The sequence below is a fragment of the Pararhizobium sp. DWP3-4 genome (assembly GCF_049898205.1).
GTDB lineage: Bacteria > Pseudomonadota > Alphaproteobacteria > Rhizobiales > Rhizobiaceae > Pararhizobium.
The window spans coordinates 706,998-727,284 of the sequence record NZ_JAFCXF010000001.1 but is presented as its reverse complement, the minus strand read 5'-3'; the positions used below and the strand labels follow the sequence as shown (position 1 = coordinate 727,284).

Below are 20,287 nucleotides of genomic sequence, written 5' to 3'. Positions count from 1 at the left end.
ATGACGTGGCAAGATGCGCATTGTCGGGCAAGAGGAGAATTCGGGCATATGGCAGATCGCATTATCGTTTACTGGCGCGATATTCCGGCGCAAGTCATCATCAAGCAGGGCCGCAAGACCGCCAAGCGCGAGCTGACCCTGCGCTTTACCGAAGCGATCGACATGTGCGCCATGCGCACGGGCGCTGCCGATAGCGGCGACTATCTGGCGGAATGGCGCAAGGCCGACCCGACCCCGGTCTCCGACGATCTCGAGATCGAGGCTGACAAGGCCGCCGCCGAACTGGAAGCAGCCTACGACAAGGAGCGGCTGGTTGCCCTGGTCAAATCCGGCGGCAAAGACAATGGCTGACGCAAAACCCGGCAATGCCGCGCCCGCCAAGAAGGCCGCCACCGGCGCCTATACGCCGGCCAGTGTTTCGCCCAACCGCCGTTCGCGCCGCAGCTACACGATTCGTCTCTGGGCCGTGCGCCACTCGCGTTTCCTCGAATGGTTCTACCACCGCTTCGCCGACGTCTTCCTGCTGCTTCATCCGCTGTGGAAGGCGATCGGCTACAGCCGGGTGGAAGCGCCGATTACCTTCATCGAGCGCAATGTCAAAGGCCTTCTGTTCGACTGTCGCATGTGCGGCCAGTGCGCTCTGTCATCGACCGGCATGTCCTGCCCGATGAACTGCCCGAAGCAGTTGCGCAACGGCCCCTGCGGCGGCGTTCGCGCCAACGGCAATTGTGAAGTCGAGCCGGATATGCCCTGTGTCTGGGTGAAGGCCTGGGAAGGCTCGCGCAACATGGTGAAGGGGGATGCGATCCTGAACGTGCAGAAACCCGTCAATCAGTCGCTGCGCGAAACCTCGTCCTGGCTGCGCGTCACCGCACAGGCCGCCGAAGCCCGCGAAGCCGCAGCCGCTGCAAAGGACGCCTGAGCATGGCCCATATCGACGAAAACCCGCTGGGCCGCCATCTTCCGCTCGATCCCCTGCCCGGCCATTCCTCACGCGGCCGCCTGGAGCGCGTTTTGCGCCGCGGCGAATTTGCTGTCACCGCGGAACTCAATCCGCCCGACAGCGCCAATCCGGAAGACGTCTATGAGCGGGCCGCGATCTTCGAAGGCTGGGTCGATGGCATCAATGCCGTCGATGCGTCCGGCGCCAACTGCCATATGTCGTCCGTTGGCATCTGCGCGCTTTTGACCCGCATGGGCTATGCGCCGATCATGCAGATCGCCTGCCGCGACAAGAACCGCATCGCCATCCAGGGCGACGTTCTGGGTGCCGCCGCCATGGGCGTAGCCAATATCATGTGCCTGACCGGCGACGGCGTCCAGGCCGGCGACCAGCCCGGCGCCAAGCCGGTCTTCGACCTCGATTGCATGTCGCTACTGGAGACGGTGCGTGTCATGCGCGACAATTCAAAGTTTCTGTCGGGCCGCAAGCTGACGACGCCGCCGCAGGTCTTTCTCGGCGCGGCGATCAACCCGTTCGCACCACCCTATGATTTCCGCCCCTACCGGCTCGGCAAGAAGATCGAGGCCGGCGCCCAGTTCGTCCAGAGCCAGTACTGTTTCGACGTGCCGATGTTCCGCGACTACATGAACAAGGTGCGCGATCTCGGCTTCGATGAAAAATGCTTCATCCTCGTCGGCGTCGGGCCGCTCGCCTCTGCCAAAACCGCCAACTGGATCCGCAACAATGTGCCCGGCATCCATATCCCGGACGCGATCATCAAGCGGCTGGAAGGTGCGCAGGACCAGAAAAAGGAAGGCAAGCAACTCTGCATCGACATCATCAACGAGGTGAAGGAGATCAAGGGCGTTTCCGGCGTGCATGTCATGGCCTACCGGCAGGAAGAATTTGTTGCCGAGATCGTCCATGAATCCGGCGTCCTCAAGGGACGCACGCCGTGGACCCGCGAAGCCAATCCCGGCGACAGCCGCGTTGCCGAACGGCTCGATGCTATCCGCGACGGCAAGCAGGAAAACCAAGAGGAAATGGCCGACGTCGCGGCGCACCGCCAGCATTGAACACCAGACAACTGTGGCCGGCCGGCAGGCCATGCCTTTGACAAACCATCCCGGCGCCGATCAAGCAGCGCTCACCGACCCGAAGGACCAGACATGACCCGCACCATCGTTGCTTCCGCCACCCGCGAAATCATTATCGGCTTCGACCAGCCCTTCTGCGTCATCGGTGAACGCATCAATCCGACCGGCCGCAAGAAGCTGGCCGCCGAGATGATCGTCGGCAATTTCGACACGGTGATCAAGGACGCGCTGGAGCAGGTGGCAGCGGGTGCCACCATGCTCGACGTCAATGCCGGTGTCACCTCGGTCAATCCGAACGAGACCGAGCCGGCCTTGCTGGTCCGTACGCTCGAAATCGTCCAGGGCCTGGTCGATGTGCCGCTGTCGATCGACAGTTCGGTCACCGCCGCCATTGAAGCCGCGCTGAAGGTTGCCAAGGGCCGGCCGCTGATCAACTCGGTCACCGGCGAGGAAGAAAAGCTCGAGGCCATCCTTCCACTCTGCAAGAAATACGACGTTCCGGTGGTCGCCATCTCCAACGACGAAACCGGCATTTCGATGGATCCGGACGTTCGTTTCGCAGTTGCGAAGAAAATTGTCGAACGCGCCATGGATTATGGTATCAAGCCGCACGATATCGTGGTCGATCCGCTGGTCATGCCGATCGGCGCTCTCGGCGATGCGGGCCGCCAGGTCTTCGCGCTCCTCTACCGTCTGCGCAACGAGCTGAAAGTCAACACCACGTGTGGCTTGTCGAACATCTCGTTCGGCCTGCCGCATCGCCACGGCATCAATGCCGGCTTCATCCCCATGGTTATTGGTGCGGGCATGACGTCGGCGATCATGAACCCCTGCCGTCCGCAGGAAATGGAAGCCGTTCGCGCGGCCAACGTCTTGAACGGGACCGACCAGAATTGCGGTTCCTGGATCATGACCTATCGCGATCACAATCCGGCAGGTGGCCATGCGGCCCCGGCCGCAGCAGCTCCCGGCGCCTCCAGTGGCCGCCGTGGTGGCCGTGCTGGACGCGCCGGACCCCGGGCGGAAGAACCGGCCGACGCAAAGGCGGAATAACCGCCAGAAAAGAGACATGATGTTTTTCAGTGCCGATCTTCTCGACGAATTCGCCAGCCTGTGGTTCCAGGCGCCGATGGTCATATCCTCGCGCCTGCAGGATTTTGCCCTCTCCGGCGGATCGGCGGGCGGCGCTGCCGAAGTCAGCCGGATGATCACCGAAAAGCTCTCGGCTGCCACCGAAAGCGTCATGGCCGTGAATGCGGCGATGGTGAACGAAGGCATGATCGCCGCCACCGCGCTCGTCACCGGCACCTGCGCTGGCCTTACCGGCGCGTCTGACCGGGTTGCCGTCGCGGCACTGAAACCATATGGCAGCCGTGTCCGCGCCAATGCGCGGCGGCTCAGCGAATAGGCCAAACTACGTAGGCCAAATTACATAGGAATGAACTGACCGTGTCCGCCCAGGAAAACAAAAGCGATCCCCTCGTCCTGTTCATGCCATCCGGCAAACGCGGCCGTTTCCCCGTCGGCACGCCGGTGCTGGATGCGGCGCGCTCGCTTGGCGTCTATGTCGAAAGCGTCTGCGGCGGCCGGGCGACCTGTGGCCGCTGCCAGGTCTCCGTTCAGGAAGGCAATTTCGCCAAGCACAAGATCGTCTCCTCGCTCGACCACATCTCCGGCAAGGGGCCGAAGGAAGAGCGCTACGAGAGCATTCGCGGCCTGCCGGACGGCCGCCGCCTGTCCTGCTCGTCGCAGATCCTCGGCGACCTCGTCATCGACGTGCCGCAGGATACGGTCATCAATGCGCAGGTGGTGCGCAAGGCGGCGACCGACCGGGTGATCGAGCGCAATGCCGCCGTGCAACTCTGCTATGTCGAGGTTGATGAGCCGGACATGCACAAGCCGCTCGGCGATCTCGACCGGCTGAAGGTCATGCTGGAAAAGGACTGGGGCTGGAAGGATCTGCTGATCGCGCCGCACCTGATCCCGCAGATTCAGGGCATCCTGCGCAAGGGTAACTGGGGCGTTACCGCCGCCATCCATCGCGACATGGACAGCTCACGCCCGTTCATCGTCGGCCTTTGGCCCGGCCTGAAGAACGAAGCCTATGGTATCGCTTGCGATATTGGCTCGACGACCATTGCCATGCACCTGGTTTCGCTGCTTTCCGGCCGCATCGTTGGATCTTCCGGAACCTCCAACCCGCAGATCCGCTTCGGCGAAGACCTGATGAGCCGCGTCTCCTACGTGATGATGAACCCGGATGGCCGGGAAGCCATGACTAAGGCTGTTCGTGAAGCCATCAATGTCCTGATCGGCAAGGTCTGCGCCGAGGGCGAGGTCGATCGCCACGATATTCTCGACATGGTATTTGTCGGCAACCCGATCATGCACCACCTGTTTCTCGGTATCGATCCGACCGAGCTTGGCCAGGCGCCGTTCGCGCTTGCCGTCTCCGGCGCCCTGCAATACTGGGCGCATGAGATCGATATCGACGTCAATCGCGGCGCCCGTCTCTACATGCTGCCCTGCATTGCCGGTCATGTCGGCGCCGATGCTGCAGGCGCAACATTGGCCGAAGGGCCCTATCGCCAGGACAGGATGATGCTTCTGGTCGATGTCGGCACCAATGCCGAAATCGTGCTCGGCAACAGGGACCGCGTCGTCGCAGCCTCCTCGCCGACCGGCCCGGCCTTCGAAGGTGCGGAAATTTCATCCGGTCAAAGGGCGGCCCCCGGCGCCATCGAGCGCGTCCGCATCGACCCGGAAACACTGGAGCCTAAATTCCGCATCATTGGCGTCGACAAATGGTCTGATGAAGAGGGTTTTGCCGAGGAAGCCACAGCCGTCGGCATCACCGGCATCTGCGGCTCGGCGATCATCGAGGTCGTCGCCGAAATGTATCTCTGCGGCATCATTTCCGAAGACGGCGTCGTCGATGGCGGGATGGCGGCTAAAAGTCCGCGCATCCTGCAGAACGGCCGTACCTTTTCCTATCTGCTGTACGATGGCGACCAGCGCATCACCGTGACGCAGAACGACGTGCGTGCCATTCAGCTGGCCAAGGCGGCCCTCTATGCCGGTATCAAGCTTTTGATGGAAAAGCTCGAGATAGAGCATGTCGATACGATCCGCTTTGCCGGCGCCTTCGGCTCCTTCATCGATCCGAAATACGCCATGGTGCTGGGCCTCATTCCGGACTGCGATCTCTCCGAGGTCAAGGCCGTCGGCAATGCGGCGGGAACCGGCGCGCTGATGGCGCTGCTCAACCGCGGCCACCGCCGCGAGATCGAGCAAACCGTCAGCAAAATCGAGAAGATAGAGACGGCACTTGAATCAAAATTTCAGGAGCATTTCGTCTATGCGATGGCGCTTCCCAACAAGGTCGATACCTTCCCGAAACTGTCTGCGGCGGTCACGCTGCCGGAGCGCAAGGTGCTGACCGACGATGGTGGCGAAGGCGGCGGCAGGCGCAGGCGGCGCAGCCGAGAATAGCGGCTTGAAATTGCTGCCGCGATTGCTTCGACGTGCGGGAACCAAATGACCGCGGCGGCGTTTTTGCGTCACTGTGGATCAGATGCTCACTCAAACGCCCAAAAACTTCTCGCACAGCGCCATGCAGAAGGCGGCAGCAGAACTCGTCTATCTGTCCAATCTGGAAAGCGGCATCAGCCGCAAGCCGGGCAAGCGCGGCTTCCATTATTATGATGCCGATGGCAAGCGCGTCACCGATCGGACCGAGCTGGACCGGATTGCAGCGCTCGCCATCCCGCCCGCCTATACCGATGTGCTGATCTCGCCCAATCCCCACTCGCATCTGCAGGCAACAGGCCGGGATGCGCGCGGGCGCAAGCAATATCGCTATCATCCCGAATGGTCGGCCGAACGCGGCAAAAGCAAATTTGCGCAACTGCCGGAATTCGCCGCGCGGCTGCCGAAAATCCGCGAGAAGGTCGACACCGACCTGCGCTTGCGAAAGCCCGGCATGGGCAAGGCGCTCGCCACGATCGTCTGGCTGCTCGACAATCTCTACATCCGCGTCGGCAATGCGACCTATGCCGAGGAGAACGGCTCCTATGGTCTGACGACGCTGCGCAATCGTCATGTGAAGATCGAAGGCTCCAGCGTCCACTTCAACTTCAAGGGTAAATCCGGCAAGGAGTGGCGTCTCACTCACCGCGACCCGCGCATTACTAAGGCAATCCGAATGCTGCAGGAGTTGCCGGGCCAGCAGCTGTTTCAATATCTCGACGAGGATGGCCGGCGCCATGCGATCCGCTCGCAGGATGTCAATGCCTATATCCGCGAGGCCTCCGGTGCCGATTTCTCGTCACGGCAGTTCCGAACATGGGGCGCCACCCGGATGGCGGCAAAGGCTTTGGCGGCAATCGAGCCGGGTCAGAGCCAGCGGCAACTGAAGCGGCAGATCAATGATGTGGTGGACAGCGTTGCCGCGCGGCTGGTCAATACCCGCGCCGTCTGCCGCTCGTCTTATATCCATCCGAAAGTCTTTGAGGATTTCGAAATTGGCGCGCTCGCAGGCCTGATGAAAATGCGGCCGAGCCGCAGCGAGAAGCTGACGCGTTGGATGGATGATGACGAAATCCGGGTGCAGCGCTGGCTGAAGAAGGGCGGCACATAGGCGCCGCCCTCGGGATCGATTATTGCAATCCGACGAACGCGGTGCGCACATGCTCGGCCACGGCCAGAACCGGCGGCGACGCGTTATCGACGACCTGCAGGCCGATATTGTAATGGCCGAGTTCCGGCAGGCCTTCCGCCTCGCCGAGCGCCACGAGATCGCCCTGCACGAGATAGCGAGGCAGAGGCGCGATCGCCAGATCCGCCTGGATGGCGGCGCGCTGTCCCGTCGTGTGGGCACTTAGAAACGCCACACGGAACTTGCGGCCGGATTGTGTCAGCTGCTCGACAGCATCGGCGCGCCAGACGCAGCCATCCTCCCACATCGAGATCGGCAGAGGCTCGCGCGTATGCGCCGTTCCGCATTTGATGCCGGCCCAGACGAGTTTCTCGGAGACCAGGATTTCGCCGCCGCCGGTGTTTTCACCGGCCAGACTGTTGAAGATGGCAATGTCCATCCGATGTTCTTCCACACGCTTGCGCATGACGCTGCTGTTGCCGATGGTCACATCGACCGTGACATTCGGATAGGATTCGGAGAAGCGTTTCAGCACTTCCGGCAGGATTCGCTCGCCGATATCCTCGGGTGCGCCGACACGGACGACACCATTCATGTCCGGCAAGAGGAAACGCGACACGGCCTCGTTGTTGAGCGCCAGCATGCGCCGCGCGAACCCGAGAAGCACCTCGCCCTTCGGCGTCAGCGATACCGAACGCGCGTCCCGCAGGAACAGAACGCAGCCCAGCATTTCCTCGAGTTTCTTGATCTGCATTGAGACCGCCGACGGCGTCCGGTAGACGGTTTCAGCCGCCGTGGTGAAATTTCCGGTCTCGGCGATGGCGACGAATGTTTTCAGGATGTCCAGTTCAAGGAGCGGAAGGACATGCCGCATCATCATATTCATGGGAGCCTCACGGATCAGATTTTCTGAATAAGAGCATCACTTCATTTCGTTTGATTGAACCTCAACGGAGGCCGATAGTCAAGTTGCAAACATCGAAGACGTGACGAAAGGAGCTTCCCATGTCCCTGCACCACGACACGGCACCGGTTGAAAAAACCTCCATCCGGCTGCAAGCCGGCGGCTTCACATTCACGATGCGCCAAATGCTTGCACCGCTCGTCCTGCAACTGACCGGCGGTCACCACGCCCGCAAGATCGCGGAAACGCGCAAGGCAACCCGGCGCGAAATCTCCCATCTGCCGGCCAGTCTACAACAGGATCTGGCTTTTTCCGATGGCACGGTCATCCCGCTCGAGCAGCCTTAACCGCTAGCGGCCTTACAAAGGCCCCTTGGAAACTTTCGCGCGGACCTCTAAACTCGCCTCCAGTGGTGCCCAGCCGCTGGCCGGAAACGAGGGAGGAGCCTTTAATCCGTGAAATATCGCCTGCTCGCCGCCCTCTGTCTTGCGCCGCTATTGCTGTTTGCCGTGGTTTTCCAGGGCGGAGCATGGGCGACGCGCAGCTATATGGACGAGGCATCTCTGCAGGCAAGCTCGGCGTTGCGGCTGGCGGTATCCGCATTGAGTGGACATCTCAGCCGCTATGAGCCCTTGCCGGCGCTGATTGCCGATCATGATGACATCAAGGAACTGATCGCCCATCCCGATGACAAGGCCCTGCGTGATACGGCGGATGTCTATCTGAAGGATATCAACAGGCTGCTGGAATCCTCCGATATCTACGTCATGACCCTCGACGGCAACACCATTGCCGCCAGCAATTACGATCAGCCGGCCAGCTTCGTCGGCCAGAATTTCAGCTACCGCCCCTATTTCCAGGACGCTGCCATGGGCAGGCAGTCGCGGTTCTATGCGCTCGGCACGACATCGCTGAAACGCGGCTACTATTTCGCCTCGCCGATCCGCATCGATGGCCGGATCAGCGGCGTCATCGTCTTCAAGGTCGATATCGATTCGATCGAAACGTCCTGGCGCGGCGGTGAATACAAGATCTTCGTCTCCGACCCGGAAGGCATCGTCTTCATGACCGGCAGCCCGGAATGGCTTTATTCCAGCATCCTGCCGCTCAACAGTGCCCGCCTGCAAAGGACGCAGGCCTCGCGGCGCTACGCAGAGGCGGAACTCAAGCCATTGCCGATCACCCGCAGCACGCTTGATGATCACGAGCTGATGACCACGACCACCGCGGACCGCCGGGAATATCTGGTGCTGTCACAATATATGCCCGAGGCCGACTGGACGGTGAATGTGCTGATGGATACGGCCTCCATCCGCGCCCAGGCGCGCACCACCATCATCGCCATCGTGCTTTTCCTCTGCCTTGCCGGCCTTGCGCTCGCCATCGTCCTGCAGCGCCGCGCCCGCCTTGCTGAGCGCATGCGGATGCAGGCCGAGGCGCGCAACGAGCTGGAACACCGGGTCGAGGAGCGCACCGCAGACCTGGCGCTGGTCAACGAGCGCATCGAGGAAGAGATTGCCGAGCGGCGGTTGACCGAAAAGGAACTGCGCAAGACCCAGGCCGATCTGATCCAGGCAGGCAAGCTCGCAGGTCTCGGCCAGATGTCCGCCGCCCTCTCCCACGAACTCAACCAACCGCTGGCCGCCGCCAAGACCTATGCCGACAGCGCCGCGATGCTGATCGATCTGGATCGTGTGCCCGAGGCCCGTGACAATGTCCGGCGTATTTCCGGGCTGATCGACCGCATGGCCTCGATCAGCCGCCACCTGCGTAATTTCGCCCGCAAGCCGAACGAGAAGCTTGGCCCCGTGGCGCTCGATGCCGTCATCGCCGATACGCTGGAGATCGTCTCCGCCCGCCTGAAGACCGCCGATGCAGACCTACAGATCGAACTCGCCGGCGATGCCGGGATGGTCAATGCTGGGTCGGTGCGGCTCCAGCAGGTGCTTGTCAATATCATTACCAACGCGGCGGATGCGATCGAAGGTCTTGCCGACCGACGCATCCATGTCGTGACGGAACGTCAAAACGAGAAGATTATCCTGATAATCAGGGATCATGGACCGGGCGTGCCAGCTGCAATCACCGAGCGAATCTTCGATCCGTTCTATACCACCAAGGGCGTCGGCAAGGGGCTGGGTCTCGGCCTGTCAATCTCCTACAATATCGTCAAGGATTTCGGCGGCAGTCTCTCCGTCTCGGATCACCCCGAGGGGGGCGCTGTGTTTCGCATCGAACTGGAAGCAGCCACGGCAGCGCAGGAGGCCGCCGAGTGAGCGATGCACGCGTGCTGCTGGTCGACGACGAAGAGGACATGCGCCGCTCCACCGCGCAGGCGCTTGGCCTGTTCGGATTGGACGTCGATACGTTCTCCAGCGCCGAGGATGTGCTTGAACTGATCGGCTACAGCTTTTCCGGCGTCGTCATCAGCGATATCCGCATGCCGGGCATGGACGGCATGACGCTTCTGCAACGCATCCGCGAGGTTGATGCGGAAATTCCGGTCATCCTCGTCACTGGGCATGGCGACGTGCAGCTGGCCGTCAAGGCGATGCGCGAAGGTGTCTACGACTTCCTCGAAAAGCCGTTTACCGCCCAGCATCTGGCAGCGATCGCCCGCCGCGCGCTCGACCGGCGCAGCCTTGTGCTGGAAAACCGGCGGCTGAGAGCCGTTGCCGGCAAGCGCGACGATATCGAGGCAAGGCTGCCCGGCCGGACACAGGCCATGGTCGATCTGCGCTACCGGCTACGCGCCATCGGCGCCACGGATGCCGACACGCTGATCATCGGCCAAACCGGCGTCGGCAAGGAAGTCGTTGCCCGGGCGCTGCACGATATCAGCGCCCGCGCCGACCGGCCGCTCGTTGCCATCAACTGCGCCGCCTTGCCCGAAAACCTGATCGAGAGCGAGCTGTTCGGCCATGAGGCCGGCGCCTTTCCGGGGGCGCTGCGGCCGCGCTACGGCAAATTCGAACATGCCCGTGGCGGCACCATCCTGCTTGACGAAATCGGCTCCCTGCCCTTCGACCTGCAGGCCAAATTCCTCCGGGTGCTGCAGGAGCGGGTAATCACCCGCCTTGGCTCGAATGAGATCGTGCCGCTCGACGTGCGGTTTATTGCCACCAGCAAGGTCAACCTCGAAGCGGAAGTCGCCGCAGGGCGTTTTCGCGCCGATCTTCTTTACCGCCTCAATGTCGCAACGCTGCATGTGCCATCGCTGGCACAGCGAAAGGCCGATATCCCGCTTCTGTTCCTGCAATTGGTCCGGGAGGCCGCCGCCCGTTACATGCGCAACGATATCGATGTGCCGCCGAGCCTGATCACCGAAATCGCCGAACGCGCCTGGCCGGGCAATGTCCGCGAGTTGCGCAACGCTGCCGACCGGCTGGTCCTTGGACTCGACCTGAATTCAGACGAGGCGCAAACGCGGCCGGAAAAACAGCGGCTGGCAGACAAGGTCGCCGACTTTGAACGCGGGATCATCGCCAGCGCGCTAGCCGCCCATGGCGGTGCGCTGCGGCCCGTCTACGAGCTCCTCGGCATTTCTCGAAAGACGCTTTACGAGAAAATGCAGAAATACGGGCTCGATAAAAAATTATCCGTCGGGGATGACGACTACGCTGCATGACCCCCCGATGGGTGGAAATCCACCCGGAATTTGTGACAGATGTTCCCAATCTCACCCATGCTGCGCCGCACTCCTTACGAAATTCTGCGAATGTGCTCGCTGAATGGTTGCCGCTTCGCCGTCCTGCTCCAAAACTCAAACATCCAGAATCGGCGCGGGAGGAGCTGCGCCGGCTGGCAACATATTTCATCCGGGAGGACTTCGATGAAAAACCTGACAGCCATCTTTGGCATGACGGCCCTTGCTGCCGTTTCACTCATTTCCGTTTCCGCCAGTGCCCAGACCTACCCGGACCGCACGATCACCATGGTCGTTCCGTTCTCGGCCGGTGGACCGACAGATACGGTTGCCCGTCTCGTTGCCGAATCCATGTCGAAGGACCTTGGCCAGCAGATCGTCGTCGAGAACGTCGGCGGCGCCGGCGGTTCGCTCGGTGCCGGCCGCGTGGCCCAGGCCGATCCGGATGGTTATACGGTTCTGCTCCACCACATCGGCATGGCAACCAGCGCCACGCTTTACCGCAAGCTTGCCTATGACACGCTGAACGCCTTCGAATATGTCGGTCTCGTCACCGACGTGCCGATGACGATCGTCGCCCGCAAGGATTTCGAACCGAAGGACCTCAAGGGCTTGATCGACTACGTCAAGGCCAACAAGGACACGGTCACCGTTGCCAATGCCGGCATCGGCGCCGCCTCGCATCTCTGCGGCATGATGTTCATGAGCGCCATCGAAACGCCGCTCGTCACCGTTCCCTACAAGGGAACCGGCCCGGCGATGACCGATCTGCTCGGCGGCCAGGTCGATATCATGTGCGACCAGACCACCAATACCACCAAGCAGATCCTCGGCGGCACGATCAAGGCCTATGCTGTCACTTCGGCTGCACGCCTTCCGGTCCTGCCGGACGTGCCGACAGCCGTCGAAGGCGGTCTGGCTGACTTCCAGGTCGGCATCTGGCATGGTGTCTACGCGCCGAAGGGTACACCTGCAGAAGCCACCGAACGCCTGTCGAAGGCGCTGCAGGTCGCGCTGAAGGACCCGAACGTCGTTGCACGCTTCGCCGAACTCGGCACGGTTCCGTCGGCAGAATCCGAAGCGACGCCTGCCGCGCTCAAGGCAAAGCTTGAAAGCGAAATCGCGCGCTGGAAGCCGGTGATCGAATCCGCCGGCCAGTACGCCGACTGATCACGCCCACGATAGGTCATATGCCCTTCCGCCTTCCTCTTTCGCAAAAGAGGAAGGCGTCTGCCCAAGACCATTTCGACAGCTATGCAACGAGATTGGCGGGCACAGGAACGGGGCGGAAACAAAGGAGGCATCATGAAATCCTTATCCTTCGACACCACCAATGCGCTCTGCGGCGCGCTCTTCATCGGACTGGGCGGCTTTTTCATCTATCAGAGTCTCGGCCTTGAACTGGGCACGGCGTTCAAGATGGGACCGGGCTACTTTCCGCTGTTCCTGGCTGCCATCCTGACGCTTCTCGGCGTCATCATCATTGTTCAATCGACCCGTGTCGAAGGCGAACCGCTTGGACCTGTCGCCTGGCGCGGCATGCTGTTCATTCTACCGGCGCCGATCTTTTTCGGGCTGACCGTGCGCGGCCTCGGCTTCGTGCCATCGCTGTTCTTCACCGCCCTGATCGCCTGCTTCGCGTCCCAGCGCATGAAACCGCTGACCGCACTGGCGCTCTCGGTCGCGCTGACGATCTTTTCGGTCGCCGTGTTCAGCTACGCGCTCGGCCTGCCCTTCCAGCGCTTCGGCCCCTGGGTCAGATTGTAGGACATCACGATGGATCTTTTCAGCAATCTCGCACTCGGCTTCTCCACGGCCGGCTCGCCCGAAAACCTGCTCTTCTGCCTGATCGGCGTGCTGCTCGGCACATTGATCGGCGTGCTGCCGGGCATCGGCGCCACGGCGACCATCGCCATGCTTTTGCCGATCACCTTCCAGCTCGAACCCGTCTCTTCGCTGATCATGCTCGCCGGCATCTATTACGGCGCGCAATACGGCGGATCGACCACCGCCATCCTGATCAACATGCCCGGCGAATCCTCGTCTGCCGTCACCGCCATCGACGGCTACCAGATGGCGCGCAAAGGCCGGGCCGGTGCCGCCCTTTCCATCGCAGCGCTGGGATCGTTTTTCGCCGGGACGGTATCAACCTTCCTGGTGGCAATCTTCGCTCTGCCCCTGACGGCCATTGCCCTGAAGTTCGGCGCGGCGGAATATTTCTCGCTAATGATCGTCGGCCTCGTCTCGTCGATTGCGCTGGCCCATGGCTCGATCGTCAAGGCACTGGCCATGGTGGCGCTCGGTCTCCTGCTGGGTCTCGTTGGCACCGATATTTATACCGGCACGCCGCGCTTCACCCTCGGTATCCGGGAATATGCCGATGGCCTGAACTTCGTCGCTGTCGCCGTCGGCGTCTTCGGCGTCGCTGAAATCCTGCGCAATCTCGAGGGCGAAAAGACCCGCACCCTCCTGATGGCCAAGGTTAGCGGTCTGCTGCCGACGCGCGACGATTTCAAGCAGATGGTCGCACCTGTGCTGCGCGGCACCGCAATCGGCTCTGCGCTCGGCATTCTGCCCGGAGGCGGCGCCATTCTTGCGGCTTTTGCGTCCTATACCGTCGAGAAGCGCATGTCCAAGCATCCGGAGGAATTCGGCCATGGCGCGATTGCCGGTGTTGCCGGCCCTGAATCGGCCAACAATGCCGGGGCGCAGACCTCGTTCATTCCGCTACTGACGCTCGGCATTCCCGCCAATCCGGTGATGGCGCTGATGGTGGGCGCGATGATCATCCAGGGCATCGTTCCAGGCCCAAACGTTGCCGTCGAGCAACCGGCGCTGTTCTGGGGTATCATCGCCTCGATGTGGATCGGCAACCTGATGCTGGTCATCCTCAACCTGCCGCTGATCGGCCTCTGGGTAAAGCTTTTGACGATCCCCTACTACGTGCTTTTCCCGATCATCATGGCTTTCTGTTCGATCGGGGTCTACAGCGTCAACTCCAACGTCTACGACCTCTACGCCGTCGCCTTCTTCGGCCTGGCGGGATATGCGCTGGTCAAGCTGCGCTGCGAACCGGCGCCTCTGCTGCTCGGTTTCGTGCTGGGTCCACTGCTGGAGGAAAACCTGCGGCGGGCGATGATCCTGTCCCGCGGCGATGCCACCACCTTTATCACCCGGCCGATCAGCGCCATCCTGCTGCTGATCGCCCTGGCCGTTCTGGTCGTCGTCTTCCTGCCTGCGGTCAAGGCCAAGCGCGAAGCGGTGTTCCAGGACGAGGATTGAGTTCCAACCGTCCGGCACTCACATTGACGTCTTCAACGATCGCCGGCAGGCCGTATCTGCTGGCGATCGCCCGGCCAAAGACTACGCACAAATGAACAAAGGCCGGTCTCACGACCAGCCCTTCAAAAAGTCCCGGTGAAGTAAGGCACCGGCTATTGGTGTTTAAAGGCCACCTTCTCGTTCGCGGTATCCATGCTTATGCGGCGTCGGCGCTGCTTTTGCCGTCTTCGTTTCTTCTAATGCCAGCCCCTGTCGAGGCCTCTATCATTGCCATGTTGATAATGTAGCTCAACAGGACATTACACTGGTTGTCGGCCAGGAGTTTTGCGGCACTGAGAAGATCGACGATATGAGATTGCGGTTTCATCGGTTACTCCAGCCTCGTCACGATTGACGCTTTATCGTTGTCTATTTTAGCTCTTATTTTCAACTGCGGATAATCATCAATGAAAGTTGCCAGTGGAACGGTAGAAAACCCCTAGAATTTAAGGGTAAAAGCGCATGATTTGACATTAAGGAAATCATGAGCATACTTGTCCTCTATTCGATGCAGAGAACCGCCTACATGACATCCGGCCCAAATTTTAGCGACGCGCAGCTCAAACTCTGGCTGCGGCGGGTTCAGACCGAAATGTCCAAGGGAACACCGCCGGAAGCAGCTCTCGATTTGGTCAAGGCAGCCATGACCGCACAAACGGCCGGGAAAATTCAACTTTTGCCAGTCGTGGATGTTCCGCAAAAAGCGGCGAAAACATCCTAGAAAAACCTCCGGCAGCAGTCACATTTGCTCAGGTCCGCAGCCTTATCGCAAAGGCATTCCGCACCCAAGATACATCATGATTATTGATGCAAGGGATCAATTATATTCGCTTGAATGATGAATGGTCATCCGGCATTACTCTCTCATGGTCGCGACCTTTTGATACCTCCCACTCAAAAGGAACCAGAACAATGGCATTCTTTAGTTTAGAACACAGCTCCAGGCCAAGGCATTCATCCTTTGCTTCGACCCTTTTCGGCCTGCGCGCGCGTGCTGTCGCCTCGTGGAAGCGTCGTCGTGCCGAGCGAGCCCTGGAAGGCCTCTCCTACGATACTTTAAAGGATATCGGCTTCCCATCCGCCGACAGGACCAACGCCAAATCAACACGATGATGCAGGCAGAAACGGCCTGTGACGGTCAGGCGTGTCGAAAACCGTCAGTCGTGTTTTGACAAAGGGCATTTCGGCCATGATGGCGGGATGCCCTTTTTTCTTGTTTGGAGCTTCACGATTCCTATGGCCTATTTCCGACACCGTTCAATCCGCCGGCTACAGGTCGCAAACTGTCGGCAACCCATCCGGAAACGGGTCGTAACAGCCGGCTGCAACTCGCAGACGCAAGACGTGAATGCGACATTTATGGCTTCGATAACGAAGATTTTGGCCGTTTTCTGACCATTATGGCGCTTTCCGCGGCACGTTAGCCTGCAGGATAGGTATTTATTTCTTTCCGGTCGCTGGCGTCCATGTCAATGTCGCATTCAGGAAAGCTCGATGACGCTTTTCCACGTGACAAATGCGACATCTGCGGCGCATGGGACCTTCGATGAACAAGCCACTGACCAAAAAGCGATCTCTCGTCTTCTTCCTCGTGCCCAACTTCTCGATGCTGCCGTTTTCTGCGGCGATCGAAACGCTGCGCATCGCCAACCGTATGCTGGGCTACGAGGCCTATACGTGGCGGCTTTCCTCGACGGATGGCACCCAGGTGCTCTCATCCAGCGGCATCGGCCTGGAGGTCAACACCTCGCTTGCCGACGAACGGAAATTCCTCGGCGGAGAAAACCGCCCGTCGATGGTGCTGGTCTGTTCCGGCATCTATGTCGAAGACTTCAACAACAAGTCCGTCAATGCATGGCTGCGCGAACTCTACAATCGCGGCGTCTCGGTCGGGAGCCTCTGTACGGGCGCCCACGTGCTGGCTTCCGCCGGCCTTTTGACGGGGAAGCGCTGCGCTATCCATTGGGAAAACCTGCCGGGCTTTGCGGAAACCTTCCCGCAAGTCGATGTCTATGCCGACCTTTATGAGATCGACAGCAACATCTACACCTGTGCGGGCGGTACCGCATCGCTGGACATGATGCTGAACCTGATCGATCAGGACTTTGGCGAGAACCTCGTCAATCGCGTTTGCGAACAGGCGCTGACGGATCGGGTACGCGGGCCGCATGACCGCCAGCGCCTGCCGCTTCGCGCCCGTCTCGGCGTGCAGAATGCCAAAGTTCTGTCGATCATCGAACTGATGGAAGGCAATCTGTCCGAACCGCTGTCGCTTTTGGAAATAGCCGATGGTGCCGGCCTGTCGCGCCGCCAGATCGAGCGCCTGTTCCGCCAGGAAATGGGCCGTTCCCCTGCCCGCTACTATCTTGAGATCCGGCTGGACCGCGCCCGGCACCTTTTGGTGCAGTCGGCCATGCCGGTGGTTGAAGTGGCGGTCGCCTGTGGTTTTGTCTCGGCGTCGCACTTTTCCAAGTGTTATCGCGAACTCTACAATCGTTCGCCCCAGCAGGAGCGCGCCGAGCGCAAGCTGACGCTGCAGGCAGCGCGCTAGACAGCGCATCTCGAAACGATGGCGGCGCGGCGGCAAGAGTCTGGCGCCGCCCTTATGACGCCATGGATTTGAGCAGCGTCAATTCCGAGACGATGCGGTTCCGCCCATCATATTTCGCCATATAGAGAAACTGGTCGGCGGCATTCAGGTAGTTTTCGAAGGTTTCGAGCCCTTCGATCGTGGCAAGGCCGATCGAGACGGTAACCGACAATTCCTCATCGTCGGCAATCACCTTTGCCTGGGCCAGATCAAGCCGTACCATCTCGCAGAAATCACTGGCGGTCGCGACATCCAGCCCGTTGAAAAGCACCCCGAACTCTTCACCGCCGAGCCGGGCAAGCAGATGTTCGTCTCCCACGAGCCAGCGCAGTCTCTTGGCAACGGCTTTCAGCACCAGGTCGCCAACCTCGTGGCCGTAGGTATCGTTCAGGCGCTTGAAATGATCGATGTCAAGAATGGCAATCGATGTCGTCTCGCCCCGGCGCAAGCACTGCTCGACAAGCCGCGGCCCGTGCTGGAAAAAATAGCGCCTGTTATAGATATCGGTGAGATAGTCACGCGCGGCGATGCCATGCAAAGCCTCAATGCGCTTCTGGATGCTGGCCACCTGAAACACCCGGCTGTTAAACTCGTCCACCATAAACGGCTTCTGGATGAATTCGGTGCCGCCGCGCTGAAGGAAACGCGCAGCATGCTGGCGATCTTCGGCGGAGGCAAGGGCGATGATGCTTAGCGTATCCTCGCCATATCGCTGGCGCAGTTCACCAAGAAGCGCGTAGGCGGACATATCGGAAAGCACGAAATCGGTGACGACGAGATCGAAACAATCGTTGGTATCAAGCAGATGCAATGCTTCGATGCCGCCGCTCGCCGGCGTCACGGAAAACTGCTGTTGCCGCAACTGGCTCAAAAGTTCTGCCCGCGATACCGCATTGGAATCCACCAGCAGCACGTTCGTCTTGACATTGGTCAATGCCCGATCGACGACCGAGATCACATGACCGATCGAATCCGGCTGGCTCTTGATGACGCAATCGACCACCTTGCGGCAGAGAATGTCTTCGCGGGTGCTGCTGTTGAACGACCCCGTGAAGACGATCGCCGCGATGTTCTGGGAAATCACATATTCAAGCGCTTCGCAGTTCGGCGCGTCCGGCAGATTGAGATCGAGAACGGCGACGGAATAGTCACAGTCGGCGGTTTCCACCGCCTGGCGCAACGCTTCAAGGGAGCCGCAATGGGTAACCTCAACGCCGTGCGCAGTCTCCAAGCCGTGCTTGAGAACCGTAGCAAACATACGGGAATCCTCGACCAGAAGCATTCGTTTACCCGAATGTTTCTGAATATGGTTTCCCCGCGCCGGCGCCTTGCGAAAGCTCACGTCCCATCAATCCCATAGTGAGCCGCAGGCGTTCCTGTTACCAACGCTGGCTCCCATAAATTATCGTTATGCGGATAGTCGCCCTTTAAAGCAGAGCAAGACCTCTCGTCCCTCCGCTGCATTCAACTGGCATGCGCTTGCGATTTGGTTAAATCATCAGGTCGAATGAGTAGATTTTGTTGCCGGAAACACAAAAATGTCACATTTCCGGCGACCGAAAATTCTAATTTAGCAATGAGATGGTCTATTCAGGCTTTCTTTGCAATCTTCGCACCCAAAGTCTGGATTTTCGTCAGCGTATCGAGGTTCTGGTTCACCCGGCAGTAAAACTCTTCATTGACGAAGGGGCGCAACATGAAATCGTTGCCGCCAGCCTTCAGGAATCGCGCCGACAAAAGCCGGTTTGCGGAGGACGACACGCCAATGATACGCAGCTGATGCGGGCCATAGGCGCCGCGGATACGACGGGTCAGCTCGAAACCATCGATATCGGGCATGTTGTAATCGGTGATCACCAGGCCGATATCCGGATGCTTCTTCAACAATTCAAGCGCAGCAGCGCCGCTTTCAGCCGAGCTCGTGCGGAAATTGTAGCGCTTCAGCTGTGTCGTCAAAAGCGCGCGCGCCGTCGGACTGTCATCGACGATCAACACATGGTGCTGGTGATTGGTCAGGAAACGGCAGACGGATTCCGCCAGCATATCGACGGCGAAAACACTGTCCTTGATGACATAATCGACAATGTCCTTGGCAAGGATGGTCTCGCGGGTGCTTTCCTGGAAGGTGCCGGTAAAGACGATCGTCGGCACGCTCATGTCGATCAGATAGGACAAGGCTTCGCCGTTTTCGGCACCCGGCAGGTTGATATTGGAAATGGCGAGCGTCGCCGGGAAGGAGGCATTCTCGACCGAAAACTGCAAGTCGTCATAATCGCGGCAGACGATCACATCGATATCGAAAAGTTCCTTCAGTCTCTTGGAGACCATGGCGGAGAAAAGATTGGAATCCTCGGCCAGCACGATGCGGTGCTGCTGCAAGGATTCACCGGAATAGTACATTCCGGACACGCCAAAAAATGACATTGATTGCCTACCTGAAAATATTGTCCCCGAGGCCAAGCTACGCAGAAAGGTTTTCGCAGTCGTTAATTGCCTGCTGAAATAGCAGGTCGCATTTTTGCTAAAGCGGGACGGGCAAAAGCCCGCCTCCACGAAGAAAAATAGGCGCCCGTATTGACCGTCGATGCCGGCCAGGAACGGCCCTACTTGACGACGGCAGAGCCGTTGACGATCTCGATGGTTTCATCGCCCTGCAGGCCGATGCGGTCACCGCTCGGGGTGGTGATGAAACAGCCGCTCGGGCAGATCGATTCCGTGCCGCCTGCACTGATGGCGACTTCCATGCGGCTCTCGCCCTCAACGACGACAAGCACCGCAGCATCGGCATCCTTGTTGGTCACCGTCGCGGCCCATGCCGGAAGGGTCATCATGACAGTCAGAACACATGCACTTACGAATGTTTTCATTGCCAATCAGCGCGAAGCGCCGCCCCTTTTTGAGCCTCCTGCTGCTCCGGGTGATGAACCCGAAAAAGACAGGACGCCTTTCACCCCGCATCAGACTAACGCACACAAGTGAAATTGCATGATAAATAATGCGGGGCGGCTGAATAGAGGCTGAATAGGCTGAATAGCCGGCATTCATCCTTCAACTGGACAAAGGGATGCAGTGCCAGTTCGCGATGAAACGCGTTCGGGCCAGCGATATGAAAAAAAGCGCGTCCGCTCG

At 60.0% G+C, this 20,287-nt stretch carries 21 protein-coding genes; 16 read left to right on the top strand and 5 right to left on the bottom strand.

Annotation, left to right across the window (positions count from 1 at the left end):
* Window positions 1–48 precede the first annotated feature (48 nt).
* From ACP7E6_RS03420 to ACP7E6_RS03390, 7 genes are all read left to right on the top strand, one after another.
* A complete protein-coding gene (locus ACP7E6_RS03420; RefSeq protein WP_426227912.1) occupies window positions 49–351 on the top strand; it encodes a virulence factor in 303 nt (100 codons plus the stop codon).
* Window positions 344–922 carry a methylenetetrahydrofolate reductase C-terminal domain-containing protein gene (locus ACP7E6_RS03415; RefSeq protein ID WP_426227910.1) on the top strand — a complete coding sequence of 193 codons (579 nt, stop codon included), beginning with the start codon at window positions 344–346 and terminating at the stop codon, window positions 920–922. Before ACP7E6_RS03420 ends, ACP7E6_RS03415 begins: the two co-directional genes overlap by 8 nt.
* Window positions 923–924: 2 nt before the next feature.
* A complete protein-coding gene (locus tag ACP7E6_RS03410) occupies window positions 925–2,019 on the top strand; it encodes a methylenetetrahydrofolate reductase (protein ID WP_426227908.1) in 1,095 nt (364 codons plus the stop codon).
* 93 nt (window positions 2,020–2,112) lie between these two features.
* Complete coding sequence (locus tag ACP7E6_RS03405; protein WP_426227906.1) at window positions 2,113–3,093, top strand: methyltetrahydrofolate cobalamin methyltransferase; 981 nt, start codon at window positions 2,113–2,115, stop codon at window positions 3,091–3,093.
* 16 nt (window positions 3,094–3,109) lie between these two features.
* Window positions 3,110–3,448, top strand: a complete 339-nt coding sequence (locus ACP7E6_RS03400; RefSeq protein ID WP_426227904.1) for a hypothetical protein — start codon at window positions 3,110–3,112, stop codon at window positions 3,446–3,448.
* A gap of 83 nt (window positions 3,449–3,531) precedes the next feature.
* Entirely contained in the window at window positions 3,532–5,532 is a 2,001-nt protein-coding gene (locus tag ACP7E6_RS03395; protein ID WP_426228532.1) for an ASKHA domain-containing protein, read from the top strand.
* Window positions 5,533–5,614: 82 nt separating this feature from the next.
* Window positions 5,615–6,679 carry a DNA topoisomerase IB gene (locus ACP7E6_RS03390; RefSeq protein WP_426227902.1) on the top strand — a complete coding sequence of 355 codons (1,065 nt, stop codon included), beginning with the start codon at window positions 5,615–5,617 and terminating at the stop codon, window positions 6,677–6,679.
* A gap of 19 nt (window positions 6,680–6,698) precedes the next feature.
* On the opposite strand, the gene ACP7E6_RS03385 is transcribed toward ACP7E6_RS03390, so the two are convergent.
* The gene (locus ACP7E6_RS03385) at window positions 6,699–7,583 is read right to left on the bottom strand and encodes a LysR substrate-binding domain-containing protein (protein WP_426227901.1); all 885 of its coding nucleotides are present in this window, start codon (window positions 7,581–7,583) and stop codon (window positions 6,699–6,701) included.
* A gap of 119 nt (window positions 7,584–7,702) precedes the next feature.
* Here ACP7E6_RS03385 and ACP7E6_RS03380 point away from each other — a divergent pair, with 119 nt between their 5' ends.
* The 6 genes from ACP7E6_RS03380 to ACP7E6_RS03355 all read left to right on the top strand — a co-directional run bounded on the left by ACP7E6_RS03380 (window position 7,703) and on the right by ACP7E6_RS03355 (window position 14,529).
* Window positions 7,703–7,948, top strand: coding sequence for a hypothetical protein (locus ACP7E6_RS03380; RefSeq protein WP_426227899.1), 246 nt, complete (start codon window positions 7,703–7,705; stop codon window positions 7,946–7,948).
* A 108-nt stretch (window positions 7,949–8,056) separates the two neighbouring features.
* Window positions 8,057–9,877 (top strand): sensor histidine kinase, encoded by a 1,821-nt coding sequence (locus ACP7E6_RS03375; RefSeq protein WP_426227897.1) that lies wholly within the window; start codon window positions 8,057–8,059, stop codon window positions 9,875–9,877.
* Window positions 9,874–11,229, top strand: a complete 1,356-nt coding sequence (locus ACP7E6_RS03370) for a sigma-54-dependent transcriptional regulator (RefSeq protein ID WP_426227895.1) — start codon at window positions 9,874–9,876, stop codon at window positions 11,227–11,229. The genes ACP7E6_RS03375 and ACP7E6_RS03370 overlap by 4 nt, the downstream gene beginning before the upstream one ends.
* A 204-nt stretch (window positions 11,230–11,433) precedes the next feature.
* On the top strand, window positions 11,434–12,417 hold the full coding sequence (locus tag ACP7E6_RS03365) for a tripartite tricarboxylate transporter substrate-binding protein (protein ID WP_426227893.1): 984 nt from the start codon (window positions 11,434–11,436) through the stop codon (window positions 12,415–12,417).
* A 135-nt stretch (window positions 12,418–12,552) separates the two neighbouring features.
* Window positions 12,553–13,014 (top strand): tripartite tricarboxylate transporter TctB family protein, encoded by a 462-nt coding sequence (locus ACP7E6_RS03360; RefSeq protein WP_426227891.1) that lies wholly within the window; start codon window positions 12,553–12,555, stop codon window positions 13,012–13,014.
* 9 nt (window positions 13,015–13,023) lie between these two features.
* Window positions 13,024–14,529 (top strand): tripartite tricarboxylate transporter permease, encoded by a 1,506-nt coding sequence (locus tag ACP7E6_RS03355; protein ID WP_426227889.1) that lies wholly within the window; start codon window positions 13,024–13,026, stop codon window positions 14,527–14,529.
* Window positions 14,530–14,725: 196 nt separating this feature from the next.
* Here ACP7E6_RS03355 and ACP7E6_RS03350 read toward each other — a convergent pair whose 3' ends face one another.
* Entirely contained in the window at window positions 14,726–14,896 is a 171-nt protein-coding gene (locus tag ACP7E6_RS03350; protein WP_426227887.1) for a hypothetical protein, read from the bottom strand.
* A gap of 198 nt (window positions 14,897–15,094) precedes the next feature.
* Here ACP7E6_RS03350 and ACP7E6_RS03345 point away from each other — a divergent pair, with 198 nt between their 5' ends.
* From ACP7E6_RS03345 to ACP7E6_RS03335, 3 genes are all read left to right on the top strand, one after another.
* Window positions 15,095–15,289, top strand: a complete 195-nt coding sequence (locus ACP7E6_RS03345) for a hypothetical protein (RefSeq protein WP_426227885.1) — start codon at window positions 15,095–15,097, stop codon at window positions 15,287–15,289.
* 191 nt (window positions 15,290–15,480) lie between these two features.
* Complete coding sequence (locus ACP7E6_RS03340; protein WP_426227883.1) at window positions 15,481–15,681, top strand: hypothetical protein; 201 nt, start codon at window positions 15,481–15,483, stop codon at window positions 15,679–15,681.
* Between the two features lie 433 nt (window positions 15,682–16,114).
* On the top strand, window positions 16,115–17,119 hold the full coding sequence (locus ACP7E6_RS03335; RefSeq protein WP_426227881.1) for a GlxA family transcriptional regulator: 1,005 nt from the start codon (window positions 16,115–16,117) through the stop codon (window positions 17,117–17,119).
* Between the two features lie 52 nt (window positions 17,120–17,171).
* Here ACP7E6_RS03335 and ACP7E6_RS03330 read toward each other — a convergent pair whose 3' ends face one another.
* The 3 genes from ACP7E6_RS03330 to ACP7E6_RS03320 form a co-directional block, all read right to left on the bottom strand.
* Window positions 17,172–18,416, bottom strand: coding sequence for a diguanylate cyclase (locus ACP7E6_RS03330; protein WP_426227879.1), 1,245 nt, complete (start codon window positions 18,414–18,416; stop codon window positions 17,172–17,174).
* Window positions 18,417–18,748: 332 nt separating this feature from the next.
* Window positions 18,749–19,582, bottom strand: coding sequence for a response regulator (locus ACP7E6_RS03325; protein ID WP_426227878.1), 834 nt, complete (start codon window positions 19,580–19,582; stop codon window positions 18,749–18,751).
* Between the two features lie 179 nt (window positions 19,583–19,761).
* On the bottom strand, window positions 19,762–20,025 hold the full coding sequence (locus ACP7E6_RS03320) for a hypothetical protein (RefSeq protein ID WP_426227876.1): 264 nt from the start codon (window positions 20,023–20,025) through the stop codon (window positions 19,762–19,764).
* Window positions 20,026–20,287 lie beyond the last annotated feature (262 nt).

What these genes read in the sequence shown, in the direction of transcription:
- ACP7E6_RS03325 (WP_426227878.1), bottom strand. Translation starts at nt 19,582, where the DNA reads ATGTCATTTTTTGGCGTGTCCGGAATGTACTATTCCGGTGAATCCTTG.
- ACP7E6_RS03395 (WP_426228532.1), top strand. Translation starts at nt 3,532, where the DNA reads ATGCCATCCGGCAAACGCGGCCGTTTCCCCGTCGGCACGCCGGTGCTG.
- ACP7E6_RS03405 (WP_426227906.1), top strand. Translation starts at nt 2,113, where the DNA reads ATGACCCGCACCATCGTTGCTTCCGCCACCCGCGAAATCATTATCGGC.
- ACP7E6_RS03360 (WP_426227891.1), top strand. Translation starts at nt 12,553, where the DNA reads ATGAAATCCTTATCCTTCGACACCACCAATGCGCTCTGCGGCGCGCTC.
- ACP7E6_RS03320 (WP_426227876.1), bottom strand. Translation starts at nt 20,025, where the DNA reads ATGAAAACATTCGTAAGTGCATGTGTTCTGACTGTCATGATGACCCTT.
- ACP7E6_RS03400 (WP_426227904.1), top strand. Translation starts at nt 3,110, where the DNA reads ATGATGTTTTTCAGTGCCGATCTTCTCGACGAATTCGCCAGCCTGTGG.
- ACP7E6_RS03330 (WP_426227879.1), bottom strand. Translation starts at nt 18,416, where the DNA reads ATGTTTGCTACGGTTCTCAAGCACGGCTTGGAGACTGCGCACGGCGTT.
- ACP7E6_RS03390 (WP_426227902.1), top strand. Translation starts at nt 5,615, where the DNA reads ATGCTCACTCAAACGCCCAAAAACTTCTCGCACAGCGCCATGCAGAAG.
- ACP7E6_RS03385 (WP_426227901.1), bottom strand. Translation starts at nt 7,583, where the DNA reads ATGAATATGATGATGCGGCATGTCCTTCCGCTCCTTGAACTGGACATC.
- ACP7E6_RS03335 (WP_426227881.1), top strand. Translation starts at nt 16,115, where the DNA reads ATGAACAAGCCACTGACCAAAAAGCGATCTCTCGTCTTCTTCCTCGTG.
- ACP7E6_RS03350 (WP_426227887.1), bottom strand. Translation starts at nt 14,896, where the DNA reads ATGAAACCGCAATCTCATATCGTCGATCTTCTCAGTGCCGCAAAACTC.
- ACP7E6_RS03410 (WP_426227908.1), top strand. Translation starts at nt 925, where the DNA reads ATGGCCCATATCGACGAAAACCCGCTGGGCCGCCATCTTCCGCTCGAT.
- ACP7E6_RS03380 (WP_426227899.1), top strand. Translation starts at nt 7,703, where the DNA reads ATGTCCCTGCACCACGACACGGCACCGGTTGAAAAAACCTCCATCCGG.
- ACP7E6_RS03355 (WP_426227889.1), top strand. Translation starts at nt 13,024, where the DNA reads ATGGATCTTTTCAGCAATCTCGCACTCGGCTTCTCCACGGCCGGCTCG.
- ACP7E6_RS03415 (WP_426227910.1), top strand. Translation starts at nt 344, where the DNA reads ATGGCTGACGCAAAACCCGGCAATGCCGCGCCCGCCAAGAAGGCCGCC.
- ACP7E6_RS03420 (WP_426227912.1), top strand. Translation starts at nt 49, where the DNA reads ATGGCAGATCGCATTATCGTTTACTGGCGCGATATTCCGGCGCAAGTC.
- ACP7E6_RS03340 (WP_426227883.1), top strand. Translation starts at nt 15,481, where the DNA reads ATGGCATTCTTTAGTTTAGAACACAGCTCCAGGCCAAGGCATTCATCC.
- ACP7E6_RS03365 (WP_426227893.1), top strand. Translation starts at nt 11,434, where the DNA reads ATGAAAAACCTGACAGCCATCTTTGGCATGACGGCCCTTGCTGCCGTT.
- ACP7E6_RS03345 (WP_426227885.1), top strand. Translation starts at nt 15,095, where the DNA reads ATGACATCCGGCCCAAATTTTAGCGACGCGCAGCTCAAACTCTGGCTG.